At 75.1% G+C, this 12633-nt stretch carries 10 protein-coding genes and 1 pseudogene; 10 read left to right on the forward strand and 1 reads right to left on the reverse strand.

What is annotated here, in order from left to right; all coding sequences use genetic code 11:
* Window positions 1-47 precede the first annotated feature (47 nt).
* The 10 genes and pseudogenes from AB0D10_RS24715 (at window position 48) to AB0D10_RS24760 (ending at window position 11473) form a co-directional block, all read left to right on the forward strand.
* The gene (locus AB0D10_RS24715) at window positions 48-695 is read left to right on the forward strand and encodes an NAD(P)H-dependent oxidoreductase (RefSeq protein ID WP_360260066.1); all 648 of its coding nucleotides are present in this window, start codon (window positions 48-50) and stop codon (window positions 693-695) included.
* 109 nt (window positions 696-804) lie between these two features.
* On the forward strand, window positions 805-1719 hold the full coding sequence (locus tag AB0D10_RS24720; RefSeq protein ID WP_360260068.1) for an MBL fold metallo-hydrolase: 915 nt from the start codon (window positions 805-807) through the stop codon (window positions 1717-1719).
* Window positions 1720-1750: 31 nt separating this feature from the next.
* Window positions 1751-2693: pseudogene (locus AB0D10_RS24725) on the forward strand (NTP transferase domain-containing protein).
* A gap of 110 nt (window positions 2694-2803) precedes the next feature.
* On the forward strand, window positions 2804-3916 hold the full coding sequence (locus AB0D10_RS24730) for a molybdopterin molybdotransferase MoeA (protein WP_360260188.1): 1113 nt from the start codon (window positions 2804-2806) through the stop codon (window positions 3914-3916).
* Between the two features lie 22 nt (window positions 3917-3938).
* On the forward strand, window positions 3939-4985 hold the full coding sequence (locus tag AB0D10_RS24735) for an NAD-binding protein (protein ID WP_360260071.1): 1047 nt from the start codon (window positions 3939-3941) through the stop codon (window positions 4983-4985).
* Window positions 4986-5052: 67 nt separating this feature from the next.
* Window positions 5053-6030, forward strand: a complete 978-nt coding sequence (locus tag AB0D10_RS24740) for an NAD(P)H-quinone oxidoreductase (protein WP_360260073.1) — start codon at window positions 5053-5055, stop codon at window positions 6028-6030.
* Between the two features lie 191 nt (window positions 6031-6221).
* The gene (locus tag AB0D10_RS24745; RefSeq protein ID WP_360260075.1) at window positions 6222-7064 is read left to right on the forward strand and encodes a hypothetical protein; all 843 of its coding nucleotides are present in this window, start codon (window positions 6222-6224) and stop codon (window positions 7062-7064) included.
* A gap of 243 nt (window positions 7065-7307) precedes the next feature.
* Window positions 7308-7916: a bacterial proteasome activator family protein gene (locus AB0D10_RS24750; protein ID WP_360260077.1), complete on the forward strand. Its 609-nt coding sequence runs from the start codon at window positions 7308-7310 to the stop codon at window positions 7914-7916.
* Window positions 7917-8195: 279 nt separating this feature from the next.
* Window positions 8196-9644: a protein kinase gene (locus AB0D10_RS24755; protein WP_360260078.1), complete on the forward strand. Its 1449-nt coding sequence runs from the start codon at window positions 8196-8198 to the stop codon at window positions 9642-9644.
* Window positions 9645-9955: 311 nt separating this feature from the next.
* A complete protein-coding gene (locus AB0D10_RS24760; RefSeq protein ID WP_360260191.1) occupies window positions 9956-11473 on the forward strand; it encodes a protein kinase in 1518 nt (505 codons plus the stop codon).
* A 5-nt stretch (window positions 11474-11478) separates the two neighbouring features.
* On the opposite strand, the gene AB0D10_RS24765 is transcribed toward AB0D10_RS24760, so the two are convergent.
* Complete coding sequence (locus tag AB0D10_RS24765) at window positions 11479-12579, reverse strand: phosphotransferase (RefSeq protein WP_360260080.1); 1101 nt, start codon at window positions 12577-12579, stop codon at window positions 11479-11481.
* Window positions 12580-12633 lie beyond the last annotated feature (54 nt).

Here is a 12633-nt window from a genome sequence, read left to right on the forward strand (position 1 = left end):
TTCAGTTGCAGCGAAATCGGCAGCTACTTATTCTCTGGAGGTCCGCCATGCCCACGCTCCTGCACATCGACTCCTCCGCGGTCACCGACGGCTCCGTCTCCCGCGAGGTCACGGCCGCCTTCCGGGCCGCCTGGCAGGCGGAGCACCCCGGGGGCACGGTGATCCACCGGGACCTCGCCGCCGAGCCGCTCCGGCACCTGGACGTGCACGGCATCACCGCCGGATTCGCGCCCGCCGCGGTCCACAGCGCCGAGCAGGCCGCCGCCTTCGCGCTGCGCGACGAACTGATGGCCGAGCTGGAGCGGGCCGACGCCGTGCTGATCGGCAGCCCGATGTACAACTTCACGATCCCGTCGACCCTCAAGGCCTGGCTGGACCAGGTGATCATGATGGGCCGCACCGCCGGTGAGACCCCCTCCGCCAAGGGCACCCCGGTCACCGTCGTCGCCACCCGCGGCGGTTCCTACGCGCCCGGCGCCCCGCGCGAGCCCTTCGAGTTCGTCACCACCTACCTGGAGAAGGTGCTGACCGGGATGCTCGGCCTGGAGGTCGACTTCATCGTCCCGGAGTTCACCCTGGCCCCGGCCGTCCCGGCGATGGCCGACTTCATCCCGAACGCCGCCGAGTCCAAGGCCCAGGCCCTGGAGCAGGCCGCCCGCCGGGGCAAGGAGCTCGCCGCCCGCGTCGCGGCGTGACGTGAGGCGGAAGGCGTGCCCGCCGGGCGCGCCTTCCGCGCAATCGGGCGGCGGTTCTCCCATGCTGTAGGGCGCAGCACATCCGACCGCCCACCCGAGGGAGCAGCCCGTGACGTCGTCCCCGCCCGACGAGAGCGCCGGCGCGGAGCGTGCGGACGCCCCACCCGCGGCGCCGCTGGAGGCCGCCGTCTTCACCGGCCCCGAGTCGGCCTTCTTCGCCACCTCCACGCTGATCCTCGGCGAGCGGACCGCGATCCTGGTGGACGCCCAGCTCACCCGCAGCGCCGGGCGCGAACTGGCCGAGTGGGTCGCGGGCAAGGGCCGTCGGCTGCTCGCCATCGTGGTCACCCACCAGCACCCGGACCACTACTTCGGCGCCGAGGAGGTACTCAAGCTCTTCCCCGAGGCGCAGCTGCTGGCCGCACCGGCGGTGGTCGAGGGCATCCGGCGCACCGCCGCCGCCAAGGTCGCCCAGTGGAAGCCGGTGTACGGCGACGACATCCCGGACCACCCGCTGGTCCCCGCCCCGCTGCTGCCGCAGCCGCTCATGCTGGACCGCCAGGTCATCCCCGTCCTGCTGCTCGGCCAGGGCGACTGCGGGGACTCCACCGTCGTCCACGTGCCGAGCATCCGGACCGTGATCGCCGGGGACTTCGTCTACAACGGCACCCACGTTTGGACCGCCGACACCACCCCGGCCCAGCGCACCACCTGGGGACACAACCTGCGCAGGATCGCCGACCTCGGCGCGGACCGGGTGATCGCCGGGCACCGGGCCCCCGACCAGGGCGACGACGCGGCCCGGGTGCTCGCCTTCACCGGCGGGTACCTGCAGGACTTCGACCGGCTGCTGGCCCGGCACCCGCACGACCCCGAAGCCCTGGTCACCGCGGTGAACCAGCGGTACGGGGAGCTGACCCTGCCGGTCATCCTGGACCTTGGCGCCGCGGCCAACACCGCCCGGTCGGCCGCGGAGGACGGGATCATCGACGCGGAGATCGTCGAGGACGACCCGGACGAGTAGGGTCCGCCGCGACCGGGCGGATACTGGCCGCATGACGCCGTACGACGTGATCGTTCCGGCCGGTGGGGCCGCGCGGCGCCTCGGCGGGGCCGACAAGCCCGGGCTGACGGTGGGCGAGACCACCCTGCTCGACCGCGTGCTCGCCGCCTGCACGGAGGCCCGCACCACCATCGTGGTCGGCCCGGCCCGGCCGACCGCGCGCACCGGCGTCCGCTGGACCAGGGAACAGCCGCCCGGCGGCGGTCCGGTCGCCGCCGTCGCGGCCGGACTCGACCTGGTCACCGCGGACACCGTGCTGCTGCTCGCCGCCGACCTGCCCTTCCTGGACCGGCGGACCGTGCACCGGCTCGCCGCCGCCCTGGACGGCGCGGGGCCCGCGGTGGCCGCCGCCGTGCTGGTCGACGCGGGCGGCCGGGACCAGCCGCTCGCCGCCGCGTACCGCACCGCCCCGCTGCGCGCCGCGCTGGCCGCCCTCGGCGACCCGGAGGGTCAGCCGCTGCGCCGCCTGGTCGGCGAACTGGCGCAGCTGCGGGTCGCCGACACCGACGGCGTCGCCTACGACTGCGACACCTGGGAGGACCTGGAGCAGGCCAGGGAACGCGACCGGAACTGAACCTCACGGCACCGGACACCGCGCTGTGAGGGAAACGACGCGCCCCGCACACGGGGCGAACACCTCGGGGAAACCGCCGATCAGGCAGCATGGGCGCATGGAGCGCACGCTGGATGACTGGATCGCCGAGGTCAAGGCCGACCTGGGCATCGACCTGGACGTGGACGTCCGAGGTCTGCTCGACACGGCCCGGGTGGTCGCGCACGGAGTGGCCCGGCCCGCCGCGCCGCTGACCGCCTTCCTGATCGGCTACGCCGCCGCCCGGCAGGGCGGCGGGCCGGAGGCCGTCGCCGCGGCCGCCCGGCGGACCGAGGTGCTCGCCGAGGGGTGGATCGCCGCCGACCGCCCGGGCGAGCAGTGAGCACGGTCGGGCAGAACACCGTGACCGCGCCGTCCACCGGCCCCGCGCCGGCCACCGCCCCCGCCGGGTCGAGCTGGTCCCGGGCCCGGGAGACCGCGCGCCGGGCCGGGCTGCGCCCGCTGCCCGGGGTCGCGCTGCCGCTGGCCGAGGGGCTCGGCCGCACCCTCGCCGAGCCGCTCGGCGCGCTGACCGACCTGCCCGCCTTCGACACCTCCGCGATGGACGGCTGGGCGGTCGCCGGGCCCGGCCCGTGGCGGGTCGCCGGCCGGGTGCTGGCCGGGTCGGCCGACCCGGCGCCGCTGGCCGACGGCGCCGCCGTGGAGATCGCCACCGGCGCCCGGCTGCCGGTCGGCGCCACCGCCGTGCTGCGCCGGGAGCACGGACGGACGGACGGCGCGCTGCTGCGCGACTGCGGCCCCGGGCAGCTGACCACCGGCCAGGACGTCCGTCCGCGCGGCCAGGAGTGCCGTCGGGGCGAGGAGTTGCTGCCGGAGGGCACCGAGATCGGGCCCGCCGTGCTCGGGCTGGCCGCCGCCTGCGGCCACGACCGGCTGCTGGTCCGCCGCCGTCCGGTCGTCCAACTGCTCGTCCTCGGTGACGAGTTGCTGGCCTCCGGGATCCCCGGTCCGGGCCTGGTCCGGGACGCGCTCGGGCCGCTGCTGCCGCCCTGGCTGCGGGCCGCCGGTGCCGAGGTCGCCGAAGTACGGTACGTGCGCGACGACTTCCTACTGCTGCGGGACGCGCTGCGGCACTCCACCGCCGACATCGTGGTCACCACCGGCGGGACGGCCGCCGGGCCCGTCGACTTCCTGCACCGGGCGCTCGTCGAGTCCGGCGCCCGGCTGCTCGTGGACGGCGTCGCCGTCCGGCCCGGACACCCCATGCTGCTGGCCGAACTCCCCGGCGGGCGCCACCTGGTCGGCCTGCCGGGCAACCCGCTGGCCGCCGTCGCCGGGATGGTCACGCTCGCCCTGCCGCTGCTGCACGCCCGCGGCGGACGGACCGTCGGTGCCCCCGCCCTCGCACCCGTCGCGGCCGCGCTGCCCGGGCACCCGGCGGACACCCGGCTGCAGCCCGTCCGGCGCACGGCCGAGGGCGTCGTCCCGCTCGCCTTCGACGGGCCCGCGATGCTGCGCGGACTCGCCCGGGCCGAGGCGCTGGCCGTGGTCCCGCCCGGCGGGGCGGCGGCGGGGGAGACGGTCGAGCTGCTGGAGGTGCCGTGAACGGGCGGAGCGGGGCGGCCGCATGAGCCGCTTCCGACGCGTCCAGGCGCCGGGGACGGAACCGTGGGCGGACGCCGGGATCGTGCTGCCCGCCCGCCGGGCCGCACCCGCCGGGCGGCAGGTCGGTTCGCGGCTGCTGCTGGCGCTCGCCGTGCTGATCGCCACCACGCTGATCGTCTACGTCGACCGGGCGGGCTACAACGACAACGCCGGGGGCGGGGTCAGCTTCCTCGACGCGGCGTACTACGCCACCGTGACGCTCTCCACCACCGGATACGGCGACATCACCCCGTACAGCGACAGCGCCCGGCTCACCAACATCTTCGTGGTCACCCCGCTGCGCGTGCTGTTCCTGATCATCCTGGTCGGCACCACGCTGGAGGTGCTCACCGAACGCACCCGCCTGCAATGGCGGTTGAACCGCTGGAGGTCCACGGTGCACGAGCACACCGTCGTCATCGGGTACGGGACGAAGGGCCGCAGCGCGGTCGACACCCTGCTCGGGCAGGGGGTGAAGAAGGAGGAGATCGTCGTCGTCGACCCGCAGCGCAAGGTGATCGACCAGGCCGCGCAGCAGGGCCTGGTCGGGGTGGTCGGCGACGCCACCCGCACCGACACGCTGGTGCGGGCCGCCCTGCCCTCGGCGGCCCGGGTGGTGATCGCCCCGGAGCGGGACGACACCGCGGTCCTGATCACGCTGACGGCACGGCAGTTGAACAAGGGCGCCACCGTGGTCGCCGCCGTGCGGGAGGACGAGAACGCCCCGCTGCTGCGGCAGAGCGGCGCCGACGTCGTGGTCACCAGCTCCAGTTCGGCCGGGCGGCTGCTCGGGCTGTCGATGCTCAGCCCGCACGCCGGGGCGGTGATGGAGGACCTGCTGACGTACGGCAACGGGCTGGACGTGGTGGAACGCCCGGTCACCCGGGCCGAGGCCGGGCACGGCCCGCGCGAGTGCGAGGACCTCGTGGTCGCGGTGGTCCGCGGCCGGCGGGTGCTCAACTACAACGCGCCGGAGGCTGCCGTGCTGCAGCTCACCGACCGGGTGATCGTCATCAGGTCGTCCGGCTGACACGACGTCGGCCGCACGGTGCGGTCCCTGCCCCGCCGACCGGCCTGACGCGCAGTAGGTTCGGGACATGCATGCGATGACGATTCCCGTACCCGGCGGCCCCGAGGCACTGGTGTGGGCCGAGGTGCCCGATCCGGTGCCCGCCGAGGGCGAGGTCCTGGTGGAGGTGACGGCCACCGCCGTCAACCGTGCCGACCTGCTCCAGCGGCAGGGCTTCTACAACCCGCCGCCCGGCGCCTCGCCCTACCCGGGGCTGGAGTGCGCCGGGCGGATCGTCGCGCTCGGGCCCGGGGTGGCCGGCTGGGCGGTCGGCGACGAGGTGTGCGCGCTGCTGTCCGGCGGCGGCTACGCGCAGCGGGTCGCGGTGCCGAGCGGGCAGCTGCTGCCGATGCCCGCGGGGCTCACCCCCGAGCAGGCCGCGGCGCTGCCCGAGGTCGCCTGCACGGTGTGGTCCAACGTCTTCCTCACCGCGCACCTGCGGCCCGGCGAGACGGTGCTGCTGCACGGCGGCGCGAGCGGCATCGGGACCATGGCGATCCAGCTGGCCAAGGCGGTCGGCGCGCGGGTCGCGGTCACCGCGGGCAGCGCCGGGAAGCTGGCCCGGTGCACCGAGCTGGGCGCGGACATCGTGATCGACTACCGGCAGCAGGACTTCGTCGAGGTGCTCCGGGAGGCCACCGGCGGGGCCGGGGCGGACGTCATCCTGGACATCATGGGCGCCAAGTACCTGCAGCGGAACGTCGAGGCGCTGGCGGTCAACGGGCGGCTGGTGATCATCGGGCTGCAGGGCGGGGTGAAGGGCGAACTCGACCTCAACGCGCTGCTGCGCAAGCGGGCGGCGGTGATCGCCACCAACCTGCGCGGGCGGCCGCTGGCGGAGAAGGCGGCGATCGTGGCGGCGGTGCGGGAGCACGTGTGGCCGCTGGTCGAGTCCGGGGTGGTGAAGCCGGTGGTGGACCGGGTGCTGCCGCTGACCGACGCGGGCGAGGGGCACCGGGTGCTGGAGGCCGGGGAGCAGGTCGGGAAGGTCGTGCTGCGGGCCTGAGGGCGTGAGGGCCTGAGGTCCATGGGGCTGCGGGCCTGCGGCTGAGCGGGCGCCGGTCGCCGGGCCTGCGGGCGGGACCCGCGGGCCGTGTCCGAAATGCCCGGACTGTCGGGCCGTGCGACGCTGGTCCGGAGCTGTCCCGCCGCCGACCCCGCCCCCGGGCGGGGCCGGCCGTCGGAAGGACTCCGACCGTGGCCGCATCCCCGCACGCCCGCCTCGGGCCGCTGCCCGTAGCGCCGCACCACCGTCGCACCCGTCGCCGCCCGGGCTCGGGCCGCGCCCAGCGGCTGCTGGCGGCGGCCGTCCTGGGGCTCACGCTCCCGCTGGCCGCCGCGTCGGCGGCGGTGGCCATGCCGTCGCCCTCGGCGGGGATGTCCCCGTCCCCTTTCCCGTCCCCTTCTTCCGTTCCCTCTCCTTCCTCCTCCCCTTCTTCCTCCTCCGCTTCGACGCCGGGTGCCGGGTCGACCGCGGCGAGTGAGGAGCCGGACGACGAGGCGACGCCGGACGGCGAGGCGACGGCGGGCGACGCGGCCACACCGGGCGGCGATGCGTCGGCAACGGCGTCCGTGCCCAGGCCGGCGGCAGCGCCGCCGCAGCACCGGGCGCCCCGTCCGCACCAGGTCGACGACTTCCCGCGGTCGCTCCGGCACCGCCCGGCGTCGCTCCCGGAACGCTCCGGCGCCACCGTGGAACAGGCGCCGGACCAGACGGCCGACCAGGCCCCCGGTCGAGCTCCCGACCAGGCCCCGGAGCAGGCCCCGGACCGGGCTCCCGAGCAGGCCCCGGACCAGGGCGCCGAGGCCGACCGGTCGGACGCCGACCCGGGCACCCCGGACCCGGCGGCCCCCGGCGACGCCGCGGCGCCGGACGCCGTCACGGCCGCCTCCGGGCAGGCCGTCGCGGCCGTCGGCATCCCGCTCGTCCTGCCCGCGCGCTGGCAGGACGCCTCCACGACCCAGCTCCCGCTGGGCGTCGGCCTGGGCCTGATCGGCTGCGGCCTGGGGCTGATCGGCCTGAGGCTGCGGAAGGACTGACCCGCGGGAGGGCCGGCCTGCGGACGGGGAGCCGCCGCGGGCCGCGGCGCGCCGGAGGGGGTGGAGGTTCGGTGCGGGTTCCGTGGGCGGGGACGGGCGGTCGGTGCGCGGGCCGCGTGATCTGAGTACCCGTACGGATTCCCGCGCGGCGCGCGGAGGCGTACCTTCGTCACGGGTGGCGCAGGACGGCGGGACGAACGGGGGCTTCCGCCCGACCAACCCCAGTGAGAGAGAATGTTGTTCATGACGAATCCGATGAACGAGCGCTCGTCGCAGGAGCCCTACCAGGCGGCCGGCGGGCAGCCGCAGGACGGCCAGAAGGTGCTGATCGTCGGACCGGACGGGATGCCGGTGGGCCCGGGGTTCACCGCCCCGGTGGGGGACGACGACGGCGACGTGCCGCGTGAGCTCCCGGTGACCGAGATGGTCGAGCAGCCCGCCAAGGTCATGCGCATCGGCAGCATGATCAAGCAGTTGCTGGAGGAGGTCCGGGCGGCTCCCCTCGACGAGGCGAGCCGGGCCCGGCTGAAGGACATCCACGCGAGCTCGATCAAGGAGCTCGAACTCGGTCTGGCCCCGGAGCTGGTCGCCGAGCTGGAACGGCTGTCGCTGCCGTTCACCGAGGACAGCATCCCGACCGAGGCCGAGCTGCGGATCGCCCAGGCCCAGCTGGTCGGCTGGCTGGAGGGCCTGTTCCACGGCATCCAGACCGCGCTGTTCGCCCAGCAGATGGCGGCGCGGGCCCAGCTGGAGCAGATGCGCCGGGCGCTGCCGCCGGGCCTGCACGGAGGGGACCAGGACGAGGACGAGCCGGGCCATGGCCGCGGCATCCGCTCCGGTCCGTACCTGTAGCGGTACCCGCCGGTGCGGCCGGGCGGTCCGCCGGACCGGACGTATCACGACGATCCGTCCCGGGCCGTGCCACCGGGATCCGGAGCCGACGGCCCGGGCCCCGGAACGGCCCTGGGCCGATCACCGTCGGCGCGAGCCGATACCCTGACCCCTGTCGCAGGCCGGTCGAGCCGCCGCGACAGGGGTCCGCCAGGCCAGCGGGCCGGGCCCACCACGCACGGCCGAGACCGAACGTCACGGATGCGGCAGCACGCCCGCGCCGAGGGGGAGCAGAGGACCATGAGCGAGCACGGCAACGCGGCGGTCGAGGGCTTCTCCCTGGGCAACGGCCGCTATGTGCTGCAGCGGCTGTTGGGCGAGGGCGGCATGGCTTCCGTGCACCTCGCCTACGACAGCGTGCTGGACCGGCAGGTCGCGCTGAAGAGCATGCACAGCGAGCTGGGCCGGGACGACTCGTTCAAGGAGCGGTTCCGCCGCGAGGCCCAGGCGGTGGCCCGGCTGGAACACCCGAACATCGTCACGGTGTACGACAGCGGCGAGGACATCGCCCCGGACGGCTCCAGCACGCCGTACATCGTCATGCAGCTGATCGACGGCCAGGGCCTGCGCGAGGCGATCAACGAGGCGATCGGCCAGTACGGCGCGATGCCGACCGAGGCGGCCCTGCGGGTCACCGTCGGCGTGCTGAACGCGCTGGAGGCCTCGCACGACATGGGCCTGGTGCACCGCGACATCAAGCCCGGCAACGTCATGTTCGACCGCAAGGGCAACGTCAAGGTCATGGACTTCGGCATCGCCCGGGCGCTGGAGTCCGGCGTGACGTCGATGACCCAGACCGGCATGGTGGTCGGCACCCCGCAGTACCTCTCGCCCGAGCAGGCGCTCGGCAAGCCGGTGGACGCCCGCTCCGACCTGTACTCGGTCGGCGTGATGCTCTTCGAGATGATCACCGGCCAGCTGGTCTTCGACGGCGACTCGGCGTTCTCGATCGCCTACAAGCACGTCCAGGAGGAGCCGCCGGCGCCCTCCACGCTCAACCGCTCGCTGCCCCCCGAGGTGGACGCCTTCGTCGCCCAGGCGCTGCGCAAGGACCCGGCGCACCGGTTCCAGAGCGCGGCGGCGATGCGGGACGAGGCGGAGCGGCTGATCGAGGCCGCCAAGGGCGGCGGCAGCGGGCACAAGCTGCAGGCCAGCACCCCGCTGGTGATCAACGAGGGCCCGCGCTCGGTGCACGCGGCCCCGCAGGCCCCGCACACGCCGCAGCCGCAGTACCTCCAGCAGGGGCAGCCGCCGCAGTACCAGACCCCGCCGCCGGCCTACCAGACCCCGCGTCCGCAGGCCCCGCACACGCCGCAGCCGCAGTACCTCCAGCAGGGGCAGCCGCCGCAGTACCAGACCCCGCCGCCCGCCTTCCAGACGCCGCGTCCGCAGGCCCCGCACACGCCGCACCCGCAGTACCTCCAGCAGGGGCAGCCGCCGCAGGCGCACACCCCGCCGCCGCAGCAGATGCCGCCGTACCAGCAGCCGAAGGCGCCCGGTGGCGGAGGCTGTTCGACGGTCGTGGTCGTGGTCGGGATCATCATCGGCGTGCTGGTGCTCGCGGGCATCATCATCGCGATCGTGGTCGACAACGCCGACAAGAAGACCGGCGGCAAGTTCAGCCACGCCGACCGCCCGGCGAACGTGCTGGTGGTCGACCTCCCGGCCGACCGGAATGGCCTGCTCTGACGGTTTCCGGCCGGTTCGGGCATGCCACGTGCGCTTCCCGGAGGCGGTAGCGTTCGGGGAATACGTAAGCGACAGGGCACCGCGATCCGAGCGAACGCCCGGGGCGAGGAGCGATGGCACAGACGCAGCAGCCGGACGACGACGCGGGTGCCCGAGCGGCCGGCCGGACCGGCGGGACGCCGAGGATCCCGGAGCCCGGCAGCGAGGCCGCGACCTCGGCGCTGCCGCCCGCCTTCGGCTCCGGAGGCCCGCACACCCCCGGTCGCGGCAGTGCCGCACCGCTGGGCACCGTCGGTGACGGCCGCTACCGGATGACCCACCGGCTGGGCCGCGGCGGCATGGCCGAGGTCTTCGCCGCCGAGGACGTGCGGCTGGGCCGCACCGTCGCGGTCAAGCTGCTGCGCGGCGAGCTGGCCCAGGACGACGTCGCCCGGCTGCGCTTCACCCGCGAGGCGCACGCCGTCGCGGCGCTCAACCACCACTCCATCGTCTCGGTCTACGACACCGGCGAGGAGTACGTCGGGGACGAGTCCACGCCGTACATCGTGATGGAGCTGGTCGAGGGCCGGACCGTCCGCGAGCTGCTGGCGGACGAGGACGCGCCGCCGGTCGACCAGGCGCTGATCATCATCGCCGGGGTGCTGGAGGCGCTCGCCTACAGCCACCGGCACGGCATCGTCCACCGCGACATCAAGCCCGCCAACGTGATCATCACGACCACCGGCGCGGTCAAGGTGATGGACTTCGGCATCGCCCGGGCGCTGACCGGGGGCGCCACCACGATGACCCAGACCGGCATGGTCATGGGCACCCCGCAGTACCTCTCGCCCGAGCAGGCGCTCGGCAAGCCGGTCGACCACCGCTCCGACCTGTACGCGGCCGGCTGCATGCTGTACGAACTGCTCACGCTGCGCCCGCCGTTCACCGGCGACACCCCGCTCTCGGTGGTCTACCAGCACGTCCAGGACCCGCCGGTGCCGCCCTCGCAGGCCAACGGCCGGGTGCCGGTCGGCCTCGACCCGCTGGTGCTGCGCTCGCTCGCGAAGAACCCGGACGACCGCTTCCAGGACGCCGACGAGTTCCGCGCCCACCTGCAGCACGCGCTGCGCGAGATGCACGGCGCCGCCGGGGCCGGCTGGGTCGGCGCGGCCGGCGACACCGGTGCGACCCAGGTGCTCCGGCCGGACCAGGCGGCGGCCACCGCGGCCTTCGGCGTGGTCCGCCCGGGCGACCAGACCTCCGCGCTGCCCTACCCGGGCGGGAACGGCCCGCACACCCCCGCCTCGTCCTACCCGGCGGCCGGCGACGGGGACGACGGCCACGACGACGGGTACCGCCGGCGGCGCGGGCCGTGGGCCTGGCTGGCCGGCGGCGTCGCCGTGCTGGTCGCGGCCGGTGCCGGCATCGCGATCGCGCTCAACGGCGTCGGCAACGACGTCACCAAGGACCACGTGCTGCCCCCGACCCCCGCGCCGGTGGTCAGCACGCCCGAGCCCAGCACGCCGGCCCAGAGCGGGCTGCCGAGCCCGCAGCCCTCGCTGTCCAACAGCAAGAAGCCGCAGCAGCCGAGCGAGCCCGGCAACAACAACAGCGGCAACAACACCGGGAACAACGGCACCAACATGTCGCCGTCGCCGGGTTCGGGCAAGCACACCATGACGCCGTCGCCGACGATGACGCCCAGTCATACGTCGTCGATGTCGGCGTCGGCGAGCTCGACCGGCGGGCCGACCGGGGGGACGACGCCGACCTCGGGCGGCGGTGGCGGCACGCCCAGCAACCCGCCGCCGAAGCCGGACCCGAAGCCGACGGGGACGCAGACCCCCTGACCCGGTCAGTTGGCGAAGGCGTCCAGGACCTGCTCGTACTCCTGGCACCACCACGCCAGCTGCCCGGCCGAGCCGGGGTAGAGCGGGTCGGCCCGGTGGTCGGCCCGCTGGTAGCGCCACTGCAGCATCCAGAAGTCGTTCAGCCGCTCCCACCACACCCGGTGGGCGGCTGCGGCCAGGTGCTCGGCGGTGGCGGCGCCGGAGGCCCGGTAGGCCTGTGAGTAGCGCCGGACCCGGACCAGGTCCAGGACGCCGGACGCCCGGTCGTTGAAGAGCAGGGTGGCGGCCCGGACGGCCTCCTCGGCGCGCGGCTGCGGCCCGAGCTTGTCCCAGTCCAGGACGGCGCTCACCTGCCGGCCCGCCGGGCCGTCGTCGTACAGCAGGTTGAGGCCGTGGAAGTCGCCGTGGGTCCAGCCGGTGGGCGGGGCGGCCAGCGGGACCGGGCGGCGGTGGGCGTGCTCGGCGAGCAGTTCCAGCCGTTCCGTGAGCCGTTGCTCGACCAGCGCGTCCAGTTCCCCGTGCGGGCGGTGCGCACGGGCGCGGCCGCGCAGGTCGCGGGCGAGGTCGGCGCTGTCCGCGGGGTCGGCGCTGCGGTAGCCGGCGGGCGGATCCAGGGGGGCGCAGATGTCGTCGAGTGCGCCGTGCAGCCGGCCGAGCAGCGCGCCGAGCGCCTCGCACTGCGGGAGGTCGAGCTCGCTGCCGTGCCGGTGCCGGCCGTCCGTCCACGGGAACAGCGCGAACAGCCGCCCTCCCCAGCCGGCCACCGTGCCGGACCGTTCGGCGCAGGCCAGCGGGGGTGCGACGGGCAGTCCGAGGGTGTTCAGCGCGGCCATCGCGCGGTGGTGGGCGAGGATCTTCGGACGGCTGGCGGTGGCGGTGTCGACGTAGCACTTCAGGAAGTACGCACCGGCCTCGGTGGTGACCCGGTACCCCCGGTTCAGCAGGCCTTCGGCGACCGGTTCGGCGGTCGATAGGCGCCCCACCCGGTAACGGGCCAGGACCTCGGCGAGCGCGGTGTGCGGGACGGGCGGACTGAGGGTCCCCATCGGCGGTGCGGAGAGGTCGGGACGGGCCGGGGCGCAGGCGAGGGTCTGGCTGAAAGTCACAGCCAGAGGGTATGGCCCCTCGGCGGGGGCCCTTGACAAACCGTCAGGACTGTG

The sequence above is a fragment of the Kitasatospora sp. NPDC048545 genome, assembly GCF_040651155.1.
Classification (GTDB): domain Bacteria; phylum Actinomycetota; class Actinomycetes; order Streptomycetales; family Streptomycetaceae; genus Kitasatospora.

What these genes read in the sequence shown, in the direction of transcription:
- AB0D10_RS24715 (WP_360260066.1), top strand. Translation starts at nt 48, where the DNA reads ATGCCCACGCTCCTGCACATCGACTCCTCCGCGGTCACCGACGGCTCC.
- AB0D10_RS24735 (WP_360260071.1), top strand. Translation starts at nt 3,939, where the DNA reads ATGAGCCGCTTCCGACGCGTCCAGGCGCCGGGGACGGAACCGTGGGCG.
- AB0D10_RS24740 (WP_360260073.1), top strand. Translation starts at nt 5,053, where the DNA reads ATGCATGCGATGACGATTCCCGTACCCGGCGGCCCCGAGGCACTGGTG.
- AB0D10_RS24750 (WP_360260077.1), top strand. Translation starts at nt 7,308, where the DNA reads ATGACGAATCCGATGAACGAGCGCTCGTCGCAGGAGCCCTACCAGGCG.
- AB0D10_RS24755 (WP_360260078.1), top strand. Translation starts at nt 8,196, where the DNA reads ATGAGCGAGCACGGCAACGCGGCGGTCGAGGGCTTCTCCCTGGGCAAC.
- AB0D10_RS24760 (WP_360260191.1), top strand. Translation starts at nt 9,956, where the DNA reads ATGACCCACCGGCTGGGCCGCGGCGGCATGGCCGAGGTCTTCGCCGCC.